Origin of the sequence: Rhodococcus koreensis (genome assembly GCF_900105905.1) — a bacterium.
Lineage (GTDB): Bacteria > Actinomycetota > Actinomycetes > Mycobacteriales > Mycobacteriaceae > Rhodococcus_F > Rhodococcus_F koreensis.
In genome coordinates, this window is sequence record NZ_FNSV01000005.1 from 4,534,958 (window position 1) to 4,553,986 (window position 19,029).

14 protein-coding genes are annotated in these 19,029 nt (G+C 67.4%); 1 reads left to right on the forward strand and 13 read right to left on the reverse strand.

The features are described from left to right. Positions 1-77: 77 nt before the first annotated feature. The 12 genes from fadD32 to glf form a co-directional block, all read right to left on the reverse strand. Entirely contained in the window at positions 78-1,973 is a 1,896-nt protein-coding gene (fadD32, locus tag BLV94_RS25185; protein WP_072938582.1) for a long-chain-fatty-acid--AMP ligase FadD32, read from the reverse strand. 187 nt (positions 1,974-2,160) lie between these two features. Beyond that, positions 2,161-3,150 (reverse strand): LLM class F420-dependent oxidoreductase, encoded by a 990-nt coding sequence (locus BLV94_RS25190; protein WP_009477140.1) that lies wholly within the window; start codon positions 3,148-3,150, stop codon positions 2,161-2,163. Positions 3,151-3,342: 192 nt separating this feature from the next. Beyond that, a complete protein-coding gene (locus BLV94_RS25195; protein ID WP_074933804.1) occupies positions 3,343-4,323 on the reverse strand; it encodes a cutinase family protein in 981 nt (326 codons plus the stop codon). Positions 4,324-4,329: 6 nt separating this feature from the next. Next, positions 4,330-4,905 carry a DUF732 domain-containing protein gene (locus tag BLV94_RS25200; RefSeq protein WP_072938597.1) on the reverse strand — a complete coding sequence of 192 codons (576 nt, stop codon included), beginning with the start codon at positions 4,903-4,905 and terminating at the stop codon, positions 4,330-4,332. 126 nt (positions 4,906-5,031) lie between these two features. After that, the gene (locus tag BLV94_RS25205) at positions 5,032-6,918 is read right to left on the reverse strand and encodes an alpha/beta hydrolase-fold protein (protein ID WP_072938756.1); all 1,887 of its coding nucleotides are present in this window, start codon (positions 6,916-6,918) and stop codon (positions 5,032-5,034) included. Positions 6,919-7,049: 131 nt separating this feature from the next. Continuing rightward, positions 7,050-8,045, reverse strand: a complete 996-nt coding sequence (locus BLV94_RS25210; RefSeq protein ID WP_083395667.1) for an alpha/beta hydrolase — start codon at positions 8,043-8,045, stop codon at positions 7,050-7,052. Positions 8,046-8,336: 291 nt separating this feature from the next. Next, positions 8,337-9,347 carry an alpha/beta hydrolase gene (locus BLV94_RS25215; RefSeq protein ID WP_072938600.1) on the reverse strand — a complete coding sequence of 337 codons (1,011 nt, stop codon included), beginning with the start codon at positions 9,345-9,347 and terminating at the stop codon, positions 8,337-8,339. A gap of 337 nt (positions 9,348-9,684) precedes the next feature. Next, on the reverse strand, positions 9,685-11,604 hold the full coding sequence (locus BLV94_RS25220; protein ID WP_072938602.1) for an arabinofuranosyltransferase AftB family protein: 1,920 nt from the start codon (positions 11,602-11,604) through the stop codon (positions 9,685-9,687). Position 11,605: 1 nt separating this feature from the next. Continuing rightward, complete coding sequence (locus BLV94_RS25225; protein WP_072938605.1) at positions 11,606-12,511, reverse strand: decaprenyl-phosphate phosphoribosyltransferase; 906 nt, start codon at positions 12,509-12,511, stop codon at positions 11,606-11,608. Further along, entirely contained in the window at positions 12,508-13,026 is a 519-nt protein-coding gene (locus tag BLV94_RS25230) for a phosphatase PAP2 family protein (RefSeq protein WP_012691118.1), read from the reverse strand. The genes BLV94_RS25225 and BLV94_RS25230 overlap by 4 nt, the downstream gene beginning before the upstream one ends. Beyond that, a complete protein-coding gene (locus tag BLV94_RS25235; protein WP_072938608.1) occupies positions 13,007-14,923 on the reverse strand; it encodes a glycosyltransferase in 1,917 nt (638 codons plus the stop codon). The genes BLV94_RS25230 and BLV94_RS25235 overlap by 20 nt, the downstream gene beginning before the upstream one ends. Then, positions 14,920-16,137, reverse strand: coding sequence for a UDP-galactopyranose mutase (glf, locus tag BLV94_RS25240; RefSeq protein ID WP_072938759.1), 1,218 nt, complete (start codon positions 16,135-16,137; stop codon positions 14,920-14,922). The genes BLV94_RS25235 and glf overlap by 4 nt, the downstream gene beginning before the upstream one ends. A gap of 147 nt (positions 16,138-16,284) precedes the next feature. On the opposite strand from glf, the gene BLV94_RS25245 reads away from it, so the two are divergent. After that, positions 16,285-17,409 (forward strand): glycosyltransferase, encoded by a 1,125-nt coding sequence (locus BLV94_RS25245; RefSeq protein WP_072938611.1) that lies wholly within the window; start codon positions 16,285-16,287, stop codon positions 17,407-17,409. Here BLV94_RS25245 and BLV94_RS25250 read toward each other — a convergent pair. After that, on the reverse strand, positions 17,406-18,986 hold the full coding sequence (locus BLV94_RS25250; protein WP_072938613.1) for a SpoIID/LytB domain-containing protein: 1,581 nt from the start codon (positions 18,984-18,986) through the stop codon (positions 17,406-17,408). The two genes, BLV94_RS25245 and BLV94_RS25250, sit on opposite strands and share 4 nt — an antisense overlap. Positions 18,987-19,029 lie beyond the last annotated feature (43 nt).

A 19,029-nucleotide genomic window follows, 5' to 3' on the forward strand; every position in this document is an offset into this window, starting at 1 on the left:
CCGTCGCTTCGCTCGCCCCGACCCGGTCATCATCTTTTTCAGCCATCAACTCACCAAGCTACCCGTCAGGAAGTGGACTATTCGGAAACGCTATCGGGGAAGGCCGTCTGCGTGTATCCGCCGCGCAGGGTGCCTTCGATGTAGCTCGCCTTGCACGCCCGGCGGGCGATCTTGCCGCTCGACGTGCGAGGAATCGAGCCCGCGGGCACCAGCAGGATGTCGCGCGCCGTGACCCCGTGCCTGGTCGACAGCGCAGCCCGCACCGTGTCGGCGACGGGCTGCGGGTCGGCCTTGCCGGCACCCGGTGCGCGTTCGGCCACGATCACGAGCTGCTCGGAGGAGTCGTCCGCGTCGTAATTCAGACCCGAGTGCGTGTTCTCGAACACGACGGCCGGCAGCTGGTTGGCAGGGACCGCGAACGCGGCCACGAAGCCGGGGCGCAGCGCGGTGCTGGCCTCCTGCGCCGAGAACTCGAGGTCCTGCGGGTAATGGTTGCGCCCGTCGACGATCACGAGGTCCTTGACGCGGCCTGTGATGAACAGCTCACCGTCGATGTACACGCCGTAGTCGCCGGTGCGCATCCAGTTGGCGTCCGCGGACGTACCCTCCGCGTGGCTGCCCTCGGCGAGCCGGTTGGTGAGCTTGTTGTGGAACGTCTCCGCGGTCTCGTCGGTGCGTCCCCAGTAGCCGATGCCGATGTTCTCGCCGTGCAGCCAGATCTCACCGACCCGGTCGTCGGGCTGCTCGATGCGCGACTCCGGGTCGACGATGGCGGCCCACTGGCTGCGCGCGACGTAACCGCAGGACACCTGCGGGATGGCGTTCTCGGCGTCCTGGTCCACCTTCACGACGCGACCGGCGTTGAGTTCGTCGCGATCGACGTAGATGACGCGGGCCTCGTCCGAGTGCCGGGTGGAGGACACGAACAGCGTGGCCTCGGCCATGCCGTACGAGGGCTTGATCGCCGTCTTCGGCAGGCCGTACGGCGCGAACGCCTCGTTGAACTTGCGCATCGACGACGTGGTGACCGGTTCGCTGCCGTTGATGAGGCCGATCACGTTGCTCAGGTCGAGGCTCTCGCCGTTCTTCGGCAGGCCGCGGGCGGCAGCGTGCTCGAACGCGAAGTTGGGTGCGGCCGCGAACGTACCTGCGCCGTCCGACACCGCGGCCAGTTCCTTGATCCACCGGTACGGCCGCTGCACGAACGCGCGCGGACTCATGATGGTGATGTACTTGCCGCCGAGGGCGGGCAGGATGACGGTCAGCAGCCCCATGTCGTGGAACAGCGGCAGCCAGGTGACGCCGCGCGAGTTCTCGTTCAGCTCGATGGAGTCGACCATCTGCAGCGCGTTCGTGCCGACGGCGCGGTGCGTGATCTCCACACCGGCGGGCACCCGGGTCGAGCCGGACGTGTACTGCAGGTACGCGATGTCGTCGAGATCGATCTCGGGGCGCACCCAGGACTCGCCGACGCTGTCGGGGATGGCGTCGACGGCGATGATCCGGGGGCGTTCGGCGGCGGGGAGGGACCGGAAGAACTGTCGAACACCCGCGGCGGAGGAGGTGGCCGTGAGGATGGCGGCAGGCTTGCAGTCACCGAGGACGGCGTGCAGACGGTCGGTGTGGCCGGGTTCGTCGGGGTCGAACAGCGGCACCGAAATCGTTCCGGCGTGGATGGCGGCGAAGAAGGAGATGACGTAGTCGAGACCCTGCGGCGCCAGGACCGCGACACGGTCGCCGGGCTTGGTGACCTGCTGGAGGCGCGCCGCGACGGCACGCAGCCGGTGGCCGAACTGTTCCCAGGTCAGCTCCTGCGCTTCGCCGTCTCTGTCCCGCGAATAGTCGATGTAGCGGTATGCCAGCTCGTCCGAGTTCTCCCGGGTGTGCCGCTGGACGTAGTCGACCAGCGTGCTTCCCGAGTCGAGCCTGATGTGGCCCGTCTCGTCGATAAAATCATCGAACTTCGCGTTCATTCCATCTCCTCCGAAGCGATCACACAGGCATGCCACCGGCATGACTGCGCCCCAGACTTCCTTCGCCGAATCGGATCTTGTAAAACTCGTGGGAAACGACGTAACACGCCACTCACCCGAATAAGTTCATCGATTCCAAACCATCGATATGTTACAGATTGGCATCGCCGCCCTCGGTACGCTGCGTCTACTCGCCCTTCAGTTGCGAGATGATCGGCGCGAACGCATCCATCTGTGTGGGGAACACACCGACGTAGGACATTGTCGTCTTTTCTCGCACCATACGGATCTGATCGGCGATCTCCTCGAAGCTGCCGATCGCGAGATACGGCGAGCTCAGGATGTCTTCGACGGACAGCTTGGTGTCGACCTCGATGTTGGGCGGGAAGCCCTGGTCGAGTGCGGCGAGCGCCATCTCGGCGGTCTGCTCACGGTCGTCGGTGATGACGATGGTGGTGATCGTCCAGTTCAGTTCGATGTCGTCGAACCGGTCACCGGCGGCCTCCCGGATCCGGTCGACGCGCTCCATCGTCTTCTCGAGCGTGACACCCGACAGGAGGAGCTTGCCTTCCTTGCTGGTCGGCGTCGCCACGGAGATGATGTCGGCGTACTTGGCGGCGAGCGCCAGCATCTTGGGGCCGCCGCCGCCGACGGCGATCGGGGGACGCGGACCCTGCCGCGGTCGCGGGCTGCCCGTCAGGCCCTTGATCTGGTAGTACTTGCCGTCGAAGTTGCACTCCTGGCCGCGCAGCAGCACGTCGAGAATCTGCAGGGTCTCCTCGAGCTTGGCGATCCTGACGCCCGGGCGCTCGTAGTCGATGCCGCCCTTGTCGAACTCTTCCTTCATCCAGCCTGCGCCGATGCCGAGTTCGAGGCGGCCACCCGACAGCACGTCGATGGTGGCGGCGTCCTTGGCGAGGATCGCCGGATGCCGGAAGCCGTTGGCGAGGACGGCAGTGCCGAGCCGGATCTTGTCCGTCGCGATCGCGAGCGCGCCGAGCGCGGCGATCGGCCCCACCTGGTTACCCAGGTGGTCCGGGATCATGAAGCTGTCGAACCCGAGTTCCTCGGCCTTCTGCGCAAGCTTGACGAACCGACGCGCGCCGCCCTCGTCCGCGTTGCCCTCTCCGCCTGCCGCGAATCGGAACTTACGCAACGAGCTGGCGTCGGAACTCATGAATAGCTTCTCCTGTGGTGTAACGCCCCCGTTCAGGACGTGAACATCGGTGGGTCGGGCACGGGTGGTGCAGCAACAGTGCAGCACTCTACCGGTGCCGGGAAACGCACACTACCGGCGAGTACGCGCCGCGGCCATCTGCTCGGGACGATTCACGGCACACCGACCACGGTGAACCCATCCGCCACAAAATCAACTGTGGGCCGGGGTCGGGGCGGCCTCTATCTTCTCGGCTGCCCATCCGGCGATCCACTGCGTGGCCGTCGTGCCGGAGTCGTCGACGACGTACGAGTTGTACATCGCGTGGACCGGGTTGTTGTTGTACTCGAGAAGACGCAGCCCGCTGCCGATCCAGTTGCTCGGCTTCAGCGCCTGCGCCGGCGCGTCGCAGATCCCGTCCGTGGGGGCGCAGATCTCGACCGCCCGGTCGGTGAGGTCACCGAAACCACCGGGCCGCTGACCGGTCATCGTGATGCCCGGGATCTGCAGACCGGCCAGGGACAGTTCGGCTCCCACACCGGTGACCGGCTGCCCGACGTTCGTCGCTGCGGCCGGGTCGCGACGGCCATCGGCGATGAGCCCGACACCCAGCACCAGATCCGCCGGAACAGGGCCGTCACCTGCGCCGATGCTCGAAGCGACGTCGCCGGCGATGACCGCACCCTGGGAGAAGCCGGTGAGCAGGAAGCTGGTCAGCGGGCACTCGGCGTGCCGGCGGACCAGGATGTCGTTGGTGGCGGCGGTGCCGGCGCCGCGGCTGTTGTTGTACGACTGCTGCCCGTCCGGCGGGAACGCGACCGGGTTGGAGAACTGCGCGACGTACGGAACCGTGTACACGTCGGCGCGCGAGGACTCGAACTGCTCCTGCAGCGGACGCGACACGTTGAGCATCAGCGACGCCGGGTTGGCCGTCGGGTTGTACGGGTCGTCGGTGGCGCTGGACTCCCATGTGCCCGGGACGACGACCACCTGGACGTCGGGACAGCTCGCCGGCTGGGCATTGGGACGCTCGGGACCGGGCGGCGTCGGGATCGGTTTGGGCAGCCGCCCGGCGAGCAGATACCAGAGTGCGATCACTGCGACGAGAATCACCAGCAGGACCACGATCAGCACCAGCAGTTTGCGCAGGAGGCTGCTCTTCTTCTTCCGCGTTCCGCGCCCGGTCACCGACATCGGCGTCTACTTGCAGTAGGTCGCGTGTGCGACGTCCATGTAGGTCGTGGCGTTGGCCGTCGCCTGCTCCTGGGTCAGTTCCTTCCCCGCAGCGGACGCCTCGGTGCCGACCATCGCTGTGACGAACACCATCGCTTCGGCGTCGCTCTTGCCCTCGGCCTTGGCCTGGCAGATGAAGTCGGCGGTGCTCACGGCCATGGTGCCGTCGGCGGCGGGCTCGATGCCCTTGGCCTTCAGCGCGTCGAGGAACTTCTGGCCGTCGGCACTGACCGGGACCTCGCTGGGGCCGGGGAAGTCGCCCGGAACTTCCTCGGGCTGCGCCGGCGGCGCCGTCGCCGCCTCACCCGGGCTGGTCACCGGCGCGGAGGCCGAGGCCGAGGCGCTCACGCTGGGCGCGGCGGACGCCGAACTCTCGGCGGCGCTGGACACGGCCGCCGACGTCGGGGCGCTGGTGGACGGGTTCGACGTGGCCGTGGAGTCGTCGCTACCGCACCCGACCAACAATCCGCTCGCTGCGACGGCGAGCGCGCCTACCGCGATCGACCGTCGGAAGGTGGTGCTGATACGTGAGTGCTGCGGCATCTATTTCCGTCCTTGCTTTCCAAGTCGTTGTCTCTCGACAGGGTACAGACGCAGATCGGGCGGAAACCTGGTCCGCCGGACCCGGCCCCGCCCGCTGCGCGTGAGATTTCTAGTACGGTGCGGCCATCAGTGAATCTCGGCCTTGTTGTCGATCACTGTGACGTAACCGGTCTGGAAGTTCTGCTGTACGCCACCGGGAATGGCGAACTTGTCGCTGATCGGGAACCCGAGCCGGCCGCCCTCGTAGCCTGCGCTCTTCCAGGCGTCGAAGATCGGTCCGTTCTCGACGGCCCAGGCGCCCGACAGCGGACTCCAGTAGATGTTGCCGCCCTCGAACTGGTTGAACCGGCCGCCGTCCTTGACGGGGATCTCGCTGGTCTTCGGGAATCCGAGCCAGCCGCCCTCGTAACCGAGTTCGGCGTACTTGCCCATGATCATTCCCTGCACGCGGTGGGTGCCGTTCGCGGGACTGAAGTACATGGCGCCGATCTCGAAGCCCTGCACTGCGCCGTCCTTGCCGGGCGTGGGAACTTCCTCGGCCACCGGGTATCCGAGCGGTCCGGCCTCCCAGCCCTGCCGTGCCCACTCGTCCCGGATCGCGCCGCGGACGGCGTGCGCCCCGGTCTGCGGCGACCAGTAGACGGACCCGCGCTCGAAGTGGTTGAAGCGACCACGTCCGTCGGGGGTGGCCAGTTCGGGCGTCGTCGGGTAGCCGAGCGACCCGCCCGGACCGCCGGTCGCCTGGTAGACGCCACCGATGGCGCCGGCCACCGGCTGCGCGCCGGTGTCGGACTTGACGAAGATCCGGCCGTTGCGGAAGTCCTGGACCGTTCCGCCCGCGAGGCTGTACTCGGGGGTCAGGCAGTCGCCGATCCACGGGTTCGCGCCTGCGACACCGGCGATGGACCCACCGGTGGTGCACACCGGCTTCTCGGGTTCGACGTCGACGGCGCCGGCGAGCTGCGGCCACAGCTGGTGGAGTTCGAATTGCCAGTACGGCCACGAGTGCGTGCCGGACGGCCGGTAGTTGACCTGGGCGGGGATGCCCAGCTTGTTGAGCTTGGTCGCGAACGTCTGGGACGTGAGCCGGCTGAGGATCTCGAGCCCCATGCCCGCGTAATTGGTGCTGACGCCCGGGATTCCGGACGGCTGGTCGTACGGACCCGTGGTGCCGCTGCCGCTGGAGATGTACAGGCTGACGCCCTTGAGCTTGTCGGCCAGCAGGTAGGGGTCGTGTTCCTCCCACGCAGAGCTGGTCGGGGGCCCCCACATCGCGTCCGCGTCGAATCCGCCCGCATCGCTCATCGCGTAGGCGACGGCCTGCGGCATGCCGAGCGCCGTGGTGGTGAGCATGCCCGACAGCGACGCGGCGAACTTGAAGAATCCCTGGTTGCGGGCCGCGAGGAACATCGCGGACGTGCCGCCCATCGACAGTCCGACGACGCCGCGTGTCTTGGTGGTGCGCCAATCGCTTTCGAGGATCGGGGGCAGTTCCTTCGTGAGGAACGTCTCCCACTGGTAGTTCTGACCGTTGTCCTGGGCCACCCAGTCGGAGTAGAAGCTGGACTGGCCGCCGACCGGGAGGACGACGTTGATGTTCTTGTCGGCGAAGAACGATTCGGCGTCGGTCTCGAGCGTCCAGCCGTTTTCGTTGTCCTGCGCGCGGAGGCCGTCGAGCATGTAGACGGACGGGAACTTCTCCGTCGGCTTCGAGTTCCAGTCCCGCGCCAGCAGCATCTGCACCTGGATCGGCACACCCATCGACGGGGAGTTGATCCAGATCGCCACGCGACGGTCGGTGAGCCAGTCGACGTGATGGATCGTCGCGCCGCCCGGGGCCTGGGTGGCCACCGGGGCCTGCGCCGCGACGGGCGCAGCCGAGACGGTGGCGGTCTGGGTGAACCCGACCGCCACCGGCACCACGAGCACAGCGGCAAGCGAGGCGAGCGCGCGCCTTCGAACGTTTCCGGTCGACGAACGCTGACGTTCTGCCCTGAACAGGCCTACTCGCATGACGTTCACTCTCTCTCTGCGCGTCGAGGCCAACACGGAGCACGGCCTCGCGTTCCGGTTCTTTCTACACGCAAACAACAGACGAGTGGGAGTGCCGCGCTGTTACAGCTGGTGCAATTGTTACTTCCGAACTACCCGATCGTGTTGCCGAGATCCCCGGCCAGATCGTGGATCTGCTGCTGCCAGTAGCGCCACGTGTGGATGCCGCGCGGCGGGAAGCTGTATGTGACGTTCTTCGCGCCGAGGGTCGCCATCTTGACCTGGAAGGCACGCGTGTTCGCCAGCGACAGCGCCTCGAGGCTCGCACCGGTGCTCGCGTTGAACACGTCGATGACGCCGGTCGGTGCGGCTCCGCCGGGGGCGGGGATGCCGTTGGCGGCCGACACCCACAGGCGGGTGTTGTTGTCGCGAAGCTTGTTCGCGAACACGAACGGGTCGTTGCGCAGCCACGCCGGGTTCCACGGCGGGCCCCACATGGCGTCGACGTTGTAGCGGCCGGCGTCGAGCATCGCGACGCGGATCGCCTCACGCATGCCGGGAGCCGAGATGTTCAGGTAGCCCGACAGCGAGCCCGCGTAGTTGAACTGCTCCGGGTGGTAGGCGGCAAGCGTCAGGGCGGCGCTGCCACCCATCGACAGGCCGATGACGCCGTTGCGGGTGGACTGGAAGCCGAGGCGGTTCGCCAGTGCGTCGCGCAGTTCCTCGGTGAGGAACGTCTCCCACTTGTACGGGGTCTTCTGGCCGTTGAAGTTCGAGTTCGACAACCAGTCGGAGTAGAAGCTGGACTGTCCGCCGACCGGCTGGACGACGTTGATGTTCTGCGAGGCGAGGAACGGGCCCGCATCGGTGTTGACTTCCCAGCCGCTCAGGTCGTCCTGCGCGCGCAGGCCGTCGAGCAGGTAGACGACCCGGTTGGTGTTGCCGTCAGCGGCCCGCCAGATGCGGCTCTTGATCGGACCCATGGAGGAGTCGACCCAGAAGTCCTGCGCTGCGGGGTCGAAGGCTGCGGAGGCCGTTGCGCCGCCGCCCACCATGGTCACGCCCAGTGGCAGTGCGACCGCCAGAGCAATTGCGGCGGCGGTACGCCTGGCCCATCCGCTTGTTCTCGTCGAACCCCCAACTCGCATGAACTCGTCTTCCCTCCGCTTGATGCGTCTCGCGCCGCGGCCGCGGCAACCTCTCGATAACTCTCGTGAAAATCTCACGTACAGACGCCACCCGCGCAGCGCTCGCTGCGCGGGTGGCGTCTCGACGGGATCACCTTACTGACAAAAGGACCCGTTGTGCACTCCCGGGGGGAACGGATTCCGAGGTTTTCCTCTCACCCTCCGATCCGGGACCGTGCACTTCAGAACGCACGAGCGCCGCCCCGCCGGTGAGGCGGGGCGGCATTCGCCACGAATGTGGTGGCGTCTAGATCACCAGGCGCCCAGCGTGTCCAGGATCTGGCCGCGGGCCTTCCACAGCTCGGCACCCCAGTACGGCCACGAGTGCGTGCCGTTGGCCGGGAAGTCGAAGGTGGCCGGCACACCGAGGCTGGCCAGACGCACCTGGAAGGCGCGGGTGTTGGCCAGGGCGAGGGCCTCGAGGCCCATGCCGTTCGCGGTGTTGTAGTAGTCGATCGGCGCGCGCGGGTGATCGAATTCACCGGGCAGGCCGCTGGCGGCCGAGATGAACATCGACAGGCCGTTCAGGCGCGGCGCGAAGACGAACGGGTCGTTGCGCAGCCACGCCGGGTTCCACGGCGGGCCCCACATGGCGTCGACGTTGAAGCGGCCGGCGTCGAGCATCGCGACGCGGATCGCCTCACGCATGCCGGGAGCCGAGATGTTCAGGTAGCCGGACAGCGAACCGGCGAACTTGAACTGGTCGCGGTGGTACGCGGCGAGCGTCAGGGCGGCGCTGCCACCCATCGACAGGCCGAGGACGGCGTTGTTGGTGCGCGAGACACCGTAATTGGCCAGGAAGTCGGGCAGTTCCTGGGTCAGGAACGTCTCCCACTTGTAGGTGACGGGCTGACCGTTGAAGTTGCTCGCCGAGTACCAGTCCGAGTAGAAGCTGGACTCGCCGCCGACGGGCATGACCAGGGTCACGTTGTCGTTGCGGTACTGGTCGAACGCGTTGGTCTCGAAACTCCATGCGTTGCGGTCGTTGCGGGCGCGCAGTCCGTCGAGCAGGTACAGCGCCGAGCTACCGCCACGGGCCGCCCACTGGACCTGAACCTTGATCGGTCCCATGGAAGAGGGAACCCACAGTTCCTCGTAGCCACCGGCCGGCGCGGTCTTGGCGGGCCCCGCGTGCGTCGGTGCTGCTGCAGCAACGGCTCCACCAGCGATTCCTGCGCCTACAGGCAGTACCAGTGCGACGGCGCCGATGGCCATCGCACGCTGCTTGAGGCGCTGAGACAACCTCGGTCTGGCAAAACGCATGAATACTGCTCACTCTCTTCGTCTGCGGACTCCGCCAACTGGGCGGCTCCGGCGGATTCCGTCGGGGAACAGGCGACCTGCCGCCCCGGGCACGTGGCCGGGCCGGCAGCGGACCTCTTCCGAGTCACACTGCGCTTGGTGGACTGTATGTCACACGAACTTCCCTGACAAACGCTCGCGGAGCGCTTTTCGGGGAACTTCCAGACCACCGTCACGATGACTCATCATCGACGTACATCGTCGCCGACAGTTCCAGCGTTACACAAACGAGATCTGATGTTCCGACATCGAGATCTGGCCGGGACGCCCCGGTGACACAGGCCCCGCCCGGTACGCCCTATTTGGCCGGTTCCGGGAACGGCGGCTCGAGATTGCACCGCTGAATTTCATATGCGGGCACTCGCTCGATTCGATAACTCGCGAAATGCAGCGCATCCTTGAAATTCTGTTTGAATCGCGGCCACGTCAGTTCCGACCGGTACGACGTCAGCAGGTCCTGAGTCTCGGGGCACGTGAGCGCGACCCGCGCCTCGGTCACCCAATCCTCGTCGAGGAATCCGGGCATCCACGGGTGCTTGTCGATCATTCCCGTGTCCACCACGACCCAGTCGGGGTACAGAGCCTTGTCGTGCCCGATACGGCCGTCGTCCAACCGCTCGGTGTGCGCCGCAAGCGGGTAGGCGAGACCCATCTGGTCCAGCACCCGCACGTCGAGGCCGACGTTCATGCTCGTCATGCCGAGGTTCAGGAAGTACACGGTGTGGCCCGCTCCGTCCTCCGGGATCGGAAGGGGCGGTGGAACGACGAACCAGTACGTGTAGTCGGCGGACGGGATGAGCAGGCCGCCGTCAGGGGTGTCCGAAATGGTCTGGACCATCGCGCGCATGCGCGGATAGTCCAGGTAGTCGTCCGCGCGAATCGGGTGCGCATGACCGGTGTTGAGAACGTAGAAGGCGCGTTCGTCGACAATTCCGGAACGTCCGATAACGACACCTTCCGGCATTCCCGTCGTGTTCGACGCGAAAAATGCCCACACGACGGTGCCGACCCACAGGAAAGCCATTGCCAGGAAAATCGACGATTCCCTGTTACGCCCCCATGATGCGCGGTCCGGAATTCGCACCGGAATTACGGCGACAGGAACGATGAAACAGAACAGAACGGGGAGAAGAACGCGGCCGTGCATGAAGTCGCCGCCGACGCGCAACGAGTACAGACCGAGGATCAGCCCGCTCGCGAGAATGAAGACGACCACGGCATTCTGCGTGCGCAGCCCTCCGCGCAGGCGCGTCAGCCAATTCCCTTCGGTGTGACGAACACCATGCTCGATGTCCTTGTCCCGGCCGCGCCAGGCGATCACGGCGCCGGCGAACAGGAAGACCAGCGGCAGCCACAGCAGGTACGGGCCGAGCAGGTTCCAGAGGTACGCGAAACCCTGCGACCACTTCGCGCCGCCGGCGTCCTTCGACACCGCGGTATTGGGGTACGGGAGGGCGTAGTAGCCCATGCGCCAGATCTGGTAGCCCACCGGGACGATGCCGGCGACGAACACCATCGCCACCCGCACCACCCACGTGAGGCCGGGCGCCAGGAAGATCATGGCCAGCGACAGCACACCCAGGATCGCCAGTTCGGGCCGCACGAGCGGGCCCATGCCGGCGACGAACGCGAGCGTCAGCACCGAAGTGGTGGACGGGGAGGCCGCCTGGCTCCACCGGACCAGCAGCAGCCAGAGCAGCGCGATCCAGAAGATGACGAGGCAGCTTTCGAGGCCCGACGTCGCGAAGTCGCGGGCCGGGGGCACCGCGATGTACACGAGCACACCGGCGGGCATCAGGAACAGCGTGCCGCCGCCGGCGAAGGATCCACCGCGGTACAGGCGTGCGGTGCCGAACATGGCGAGCACGATCGCCGCCGTGGACAGGATGAGCGCGATCGTCAGAACGACGTATTCGAGCCGGGCCTGGGACAGCCAGCTGAACGCGTAGACGATGTACGTCCACGCGGTGCTGGTGTTGGCCTCGACCCGCTCGCCCGAGTTGAACACCGGACCGTTGCCCGCGAGCAGGTTCCGGACCGTGCGCAGCACGATCAGACCGTCGTCGGCAATCCATCGCCGCTCCCAGGCGCCCCAGAACATCAGGAGAGCCGAGACGGCCACACCCCCGAGGAAGACCACCCTCGAGAGGATGGCCTTCCGGTGGTGTTCGGTGGTCCGCTCCGCGGCGGCGCCCGATTCCTCGGCGTCGCCTACCAAGTCAGACGAGGTAGACAGCGACACCCACCACTCCGATCCAGGCAATCGCGAGAAGTTGGAGCACGCGGTCGCCCAGCGCGATCTCCTCGGGCTCCCCGGCCTCGCCGCCGTCGACGTCGACGGCGTAACGCAGGATCGCGATCGTGAACGGAACCATGGAGATGGCGTACCAGTTGGTGCCCTTCAGGTCGTCCTGCTGGAACGCCCACAGCCCGTAGCAGAGCACGACCGCGGTGGCGCTCAGCGTCCAGACGAACCGCAGATACGTCGTGGTGTAGTTCTCGAGGGACTTGCGGATCTTCGCGCCGGTGCGCTCGGCGAGCTGCAGTTCGGCGTACCGCTTACCTGCCGCCATGAACAGCGAACCGAATGCCATGACCAGCAGGAACCACTGCGACAGTGCGATCTCGGCGGCCACACCACCGGCGATGGCGCGCAGCAGGAAGCCGGACGAGACGATGCAGATGTCGAGGACGGCCTGGTGTTTGAGGCCGAAGCAGTACGCCAGCTGGATGCCGATGTAGACGGCCATCACGACCGCCAGCTGCCAGTTGGCGAGGAACGACAGGGCGATCGAGCCGCCGAGCAGCACGACCGCCATCGCGAACGCCAGGTTGACGGGCAGCACACCGGCCGCGATGGGCCGGAATCGCTTGGTGGGGTGCGCACGGTCCGCTTCGACGTCCATCGCGTCGTTGACGAGGTAGATGCCGGACGCTGCCATGCAGAACACCACGAAGGCGAGTGCGACGGGAAGCAGGACGGCGGATTCCGTCGCCGTGCCCGCGGCGACGGGAGCTGCGAGGACCAGGACGTTCTTGACCCACTGACGCGGGCGGACGGCCTTGACGATGCCAGCCGCCAGGGATGTCGGGGGTCCGGTGACGACGGCCGGTTCCTCGCTCATTTTTCTCCAAACTTCTGCTCGGCCTTCAGCACCGCGACCGCGGAGGCGGCCCCCAGGGCAGATCCGGCGAGCACATCGGTCGGGTAGTGCACTCCCAGAACGAGCCGGGAAAGCAGCATCGGCGGTACCAACAACGCAGGCAAGGGTAGCCCGGTGAGTCGGCCGAGCAGCACCGCAGCCGCTGTGGTGGATGTCGCATGCGAGGACGGGAAGCTCAATTTGCTGGGCGTCGACACGTTGACCTGGATCGACGGGTCGTTCGGCCGGGGGCGGCGGACGATGCGTTTGATCACGATCGAGGCCGCATGGGCACCGACGGCGCCCACGGCGACGCCCGCCCACTGCCGGCGGCGGGGCTTGTCGAGCGCCGCGCCGATGCCGGCGACGGCCACCCACCCGAGGGCGTGCTCACCGAAGTGGGACATGCCCCGCGCGGTCGAGACGACGCCGGGACGGCTCGCGATCGTCGACTGGACTGTCTGCAGGATCTGGATCTCACTGGATGCCGAAGACACGTTCCCACCTCTCCTTGCTGGTCAGGGCAGGAACGGCGTCCTGGTACTCGCGCTTGAGTTCGGGGAATCGCTGGGCCAGTTCGCGGCGCAGCCGGATCGCTTCCTTCAGCAGCGCGAGCGCCAGCTTGGGGTTGCGCTTGCGGTAGACGACTCCGCGCCCGTCCGCGGTGGTGACGGTGACACCGTCCACCTGGGACAGCAGGAACCAGCGCGCGTCGATGGTGGGCACGTTGAGCTGGGGACGCTCGTGGTGCTGCTCGTGCGCGGGCTTGACGTTGTGGACCAGGCCCTTACCGAGTCGGACGATCTTCGCGAGCGGGTTCGTCGGCAGGCCGACCGCGCCGACTTCCTCACCGGAGGGCATCGGCAGGCTCGTCGACGACGGCAGCACGACGGCGTCCGGGTACTCCTTGCGCATCGCGTGGACGTTGCCGAGCGCGGTGGGGAGCAGTTCGAAGATGTGCTCGGGACCCTGCAGGAAGTCGGCGATGGCCTGGTTCTGGATCGCGACCGTCGAGTATTCGAGGCACAGCAGGTGCTTGATCGTGGCCTTGACCGTGTTGATCACGAGGCCGCGGCCGTTCCCGGGCATGTGCAGGGACGCGACGACGAGACGGTTCCGCAGGTGGAAGTACGCCTGCCAGTCGATGGCGTCGTCCTTGTCGCTCCACGCCATGTGCCAGATCGCGGCACCGGGCATGGTGACGGTCGGGTAGCCGGCGGCGCGGGCCCGCAGACCGTATTCGGCGTCGTCCCATTTGATGAACAGCGGCAGCGGCTGACCGAGTTCCTCGGCGGCCTGCCGGGGGATCATGCACATCCACCAGCCGTTGTAGTCGACGTCGATGCGGCGGTGCAGCAGGCGGGAGTTCTCGCGGTCGCTCAGCGGGTAGCGGGAGAAGTCGTGGTCGTACTCGACGTTCGGGGCGGCCGTCCACATGAAGATGCTGCGGTCGACGACCTCGCCCATCGAGTGCAGGTGGCTGCGCTCCTGGAGGTTCAGCATCTGCCCGCCGACGAGCATCGGCGACTTCGCGAACCGGGACATGGCGAGCGCGCGGAGGATCGAGTCGGGCTCGATCTCGATGTCGTCGTCCATGAACAGGATGTGCTGGCAGTCGGTGGTCTTCAGCGCCTCGTACATGATCCGGCTGTAGCCGCCGGACCCGCCGAGGTTCGCCTGGTCGTGCATCGCCAGCCGGTCGCCGAGCGCCTCCGCGGCCTCCGCGAAGCCGGGCTCGTCCTTGACCTTGCGGGTGCCCTGGTCCGGGATGATGACGGCCTTGACGACATCCATGACGAGCTCGTCGGACGCCAGCGCCGTCAGCGCCTTGACGCAGTCGGTGGGCCGGTTGAACGTGGGGATGCCGACGGCGACGGTGGCCTCACCGGGAGCGTCGACCGGCGCGTACCAGCCTGCGCTCTCCAGCACGACCTCGGTATCGCTGGTGATGTCGAACCAGATCCAGCCGCCGTCCTCGAACGGCGCCAGCTCGATCTCGAACTCGAGGGCGGCGTCGCCGTCCTGGAACTCGCGGCCCTCGACGTGGATGCGCGAGGAATCGGCCTTCGACCGGTACACGTCGATGCGGCAGTGCCCCGACAGCTCGAGCCGCAGCACCACGGAGTTCAGCGTGCTCCACCGGCGCCAGTAGCTGGCCGGGAACGCGTTGAAGTAGGTGCAGAACGACGCCTCGGACTCGGCGCCGACCGACAGCGACGTCCGCGACAGCGAATGCGCGCGGCGACTGTTGGTCTTCGCTTCCTCCAGGTAGAGGGTGCGGACGTCGAGCGGTTCACCGGCGCGCGGCAGGATCACCCGCTGCAGCAGTGACTTGCCGAGAAGCGGCGCGTCCTCGGTGACCTTCTCCGATTCGAGCAGATGCCGGGCGCTCATTCGGCCTCCCCCACCAGGTCCGCACCGGATTCGAAGTGCGGACGCAGGGAGTTGTCGAACATCGACAGCGCGCTGGCGATCGCCATGTGCATGTCCAGGTACTGGTAGGTGCCGAGACGGCCGCCGAACAGGACCTTGTTCGCGGACATCTCCTCCTTGGCACGGTCGCGGTAGGCGGCGAGCATGGCGCGGTCGTCCGGCGTGTTGATCGGGTAGTACGGCTCGTCCTTGCTCTCCGCGAACCGGGAGAACTCCCGCATGATGACCGTCTTGTCCTTCGGGTAGTCCCGCTCCGGGTGGAAGTGGCGGAACTCGTGGATCCGGGTGAAGGGCACGTCGGCGTCGTTGTAGTTCATGACCGGTGTTCCCTGGAAGTCACCCGTCTCCAGCACCTCGGTCTCGAAGTCGAGGGTGCGCCAGCCCAGCTCGCCCTCGGAGTAGTCGAAGTAGCGGTCGAGGGGGCCCGTGTAGACGACGGGGGCGTCGGGGCTCTCCGCGCGCAGGTCGTCGCGGACGTCGAACCAGTCGGTCTCGAGCCGGACCTCGATCTTCGGGTCCTTCGCCATGTTCTCGAGCCACGCGGTGTAGCCGTCGACGGGCAGGCCCTCGTACGTGTCGTTGAAGTAGCGGTTGTCGAACGTGTACCGCACCGGCAGGCGGGTGATGTTGCCCGCCGGCAGATTCTTCGGATCCGTCTGCCACTGCTTGGCGGTGTAGTCGCGCACGAACGCCTCGTACAGCGGCCGCCCGATCAGGGAGATCGCCTTCTCCTCCAGGTTCGACGCCTCCTTGGAGTCGATCTCGGAGGATTGGTCGGCGATCAGCTTCCGCGCCTCGTCCGGGGTGAAGTAGCGCCCGAAGAACTGCGACACCAGACCCAGGCCCATCGGGAACTGGTACGCCTGGCCCTTGTGCAGCGCGAACACGCGGTGCTGGTAGTTCGTGAATTCGGTGAACTGGGTGACGTAGTCCCACACCCTCTTGTTCGAGGTGTGGAACAGGTGCGCTCCGTACTTGTGGATCTCGATGCCGGTCTCGGGTTCGGCCTCCGAATAGGCGTTTCCGCCCAGGTGATGACGACGGTCGAGCACCAGCACACGCTTACCCAGCTGTGTTGCTGCACGCTCGGCGACGGTCAGTCCGAAAAATCCGGAGCCGACGACGATGAGGTCGTACCGGCCAGGGGCGGTTGTCTCTGGGGTTGCAGCGGTCACGATGAACCAGGGTAAGCGACTCCGCGACCTGTGCGCGGCCAAGGGGTGCAGGGACCCCTTCGGCACGCACGAGGAGTTCTCCCTGTATTCACCGGTTCTGCAGACCTCGTTGTTCGCGTCGACGCGGCGATCGCGCTTCATGAGCGGGTGCGCATCGTCCAGCTGGCGAACTTCTACGGACCGCGGTCGGGCGGGCTCCGCACCGCCCTCCACAACTGGGGTCAGGGGTACGTCGAACGCGGACACGAGGTGATCCTCGTCGTCCCAGGTCAGCGGGACTGTGAGGAGCTGCTGCCGAGTGGGGTCCTGCGGATCACCCGGTCCGCTCCGACCATCCCCTGGACCGGGGGTTATCGCGTCGTCGATCCGCGCCGGGTGGCCGACGTCGTCACCGGGCTCGGACCGGACGTCCTGGAGGTGTCCGACCGGCTGACGCTGCGCGGTTTCGGGGGCTGGGCCCGCGCCCGCGAGGTGCGCAGTGTCGTCGTGTCACACGAGCGCCTCGACCGGCTGCTCGGCCAGTTCGCTCCCCGGCGCGTGGCCCGCGGCTGGGCCGACGTCGCGAACCGCCGGATGGCACGCAACTACGACGCCGTGGTCTGCACGACGGACTTCGCGAGCGAGGAGTTCACCCGGATCGGGGCCCCCAACCTGCACCGGGTCCCGCTCGGTGTCGACCTCGCGATGTTCCACCCCGGCAAACACGACCAGGAGATGCGCGACTCCTTCGCCGATCCGGCGCAGCGTTTCCTTCTGCACTGCGGCCGGTTGTCGGTGGAGAAGCAGGTGGAACGGAGCATCGACGCCGTCCGGCTGTTGCGGCGGCAGGGGCACGACGCCCGGCTGGTCATCGCAGGCGACGGCCCCCGGCGGGAGGCGCTTCAGTACCGGGCCCGGGGGCTTCCCGTGCACTTCACCGGGTTCATCAGCGACAAGGGCCGCCTGGCGTCGCTGTTCGCGTCGGCGGACGTGTCGCTGGCGCCCGGACCGCACGAGACGTTCTGCCTGTCGGCGCTCGAGTCGCTGGCGGCGGGCACGCCGGTGGTCGCGTCACAGTCTTCGGCTCTCGCCGAGATCATCACACCCGGCTGCGGCGCCCTGGCCCGGGACCGGGGTCCGGCGTTCGCCGACGCGGTGAGCGGCATCCTCGAGATCCCCTCCCGCACCCGCCGGGCGTCGGCCCGGCGGCGGGCCGAGGACTTCGGCTGGGCCGAGTCGGTCGACGGGATGCTCGCCGTGCTCGAGGGGGCCGCTCCGCTGTCTTCCGTTTAGCTGCCGCCGGTCGGCAGCCACTCGCGGAGCACGCTGGCGTCGATCACCTGCGCCCCCAGTTTCTTCGTCCAGATGATGGTGCCGTTGGTGAACATCCGGAACTTCCCCGCCTCCGACGGCAGCATCATCTCGGGACCGATCGGCGCGCCGAGTGTGCTGTTGACCCCGCCGAGTTCCTTGTACTTCTCGGCGATCGGCGAACCCTCGGTGGTGCCGACGGTGTCCTCGTCCTCGCCGGCGGAGGCGAGGATGGACGGGTCGGGTTCGCCGGGGACGGCAGGCGGAGCCGGGACAGCGAGTCCGTCACCGAGGGTGAACCAGTCGGACTTGAGCTTCAGCTTCGCCCTCGCCTCGGCGCCGGTCGCCTCGGCGGTCCCCGACGTTCCGACAACCTTCACACCGGTGACGCGTCCGCCGTCGACCCCGAAGTTGTTGCGGGTGACCACCTCGAACGATTCGAGCTCGCCGACGTTGAACGCGGACGCGATGTCGCCCGCGGTGAGGGTCACCACCCAGTCGTGGTTCGGCGACACGGTGTCGCCCTGGTCCTCGACGGCCGGGAACTCGCCGCCGGCGGTGTATCCGCCTGTGGACGAGGAGAATTCGGCAGCGACGGGCTTGTTGTCCTTCGTCAGGATCATGCCCTTGGTGGAACGGACGGCGTCCGTGGTCCGCGGGTCCTCCTTCGAGGAACCGCCGTAGACCTGGCAGCTCTGGGTGTCGCAGGTCTTCGCGTACTCTTCCCGGTTCTCGGCGGCGGCATAGGAGCGGGCCGCGACGGCCTGCGCCCGAAGCGCCTCGGCCCCACCGGTGTCGGCCCAGCCCGCCTTCGCCTCGGCGGGCACCACACCCAGCAGGTAGTCGTCCATGTCGACGACGTTGACGGTGCGCACGGCGGCGCCGTCGAGCGCGACCCCGAGGGCGCCGCGGTAGGGGGTGTCACCGGCGCACAGCTTGAGGTGTTCGTTCGCGGGACGGTCCGGGGCGAGGTCGACCGGGTCGACCCACGGGTGGTCGGTGGCGTCCTGCCACAGGACGTCGCCGGCACATCCGCGGGTGACGACGACGTTGGCGCCGCCGTCCGCGGTCGGCGTCAGGTGGACGGCCTCGCCCGGTCCGACGGGCTTGCCGGCGACGACGGCGCCGGCGTCGGAGTAGACGTCGAGCGGCTGGTCGTCACGCGCCTGCAGCCGGACGCTGATCTGCGCGTCGGCGAGGGTGCCGAGTGTGGTGCCGCCGTAGTAGTGGCCGAGGATGCGCTCGGCCGCCCACCCCTGATCCTTCGCGTATCCGTAGGCGCCCCACTGGCCCATCCCGCGGCCGTGGCCGTTGCCGTGCCCGGACAGCGTGAACGGCGTGTCGGAGGCGACGGTTTCCCGGACGTCCTGGCCGGAGGAGCGCACCTGCACGACCACGCCGGTGACGGCGCCGACGACGAGGACGGGTGCGATGCCGAGCGCCGACGCGCGCAGAAGTCTGGCCCTGAACCCGCGCGGGGCGGGAGGGCCCGCGATGTACCGCCTCCTGCGAGTCCAGGCAGGTCTACCTGCACGAACCCCGAATTCGGTCTTCGCCATCACTGCACTCCTCATCGCTGAACAACGAGCGCTGAGACGGGGC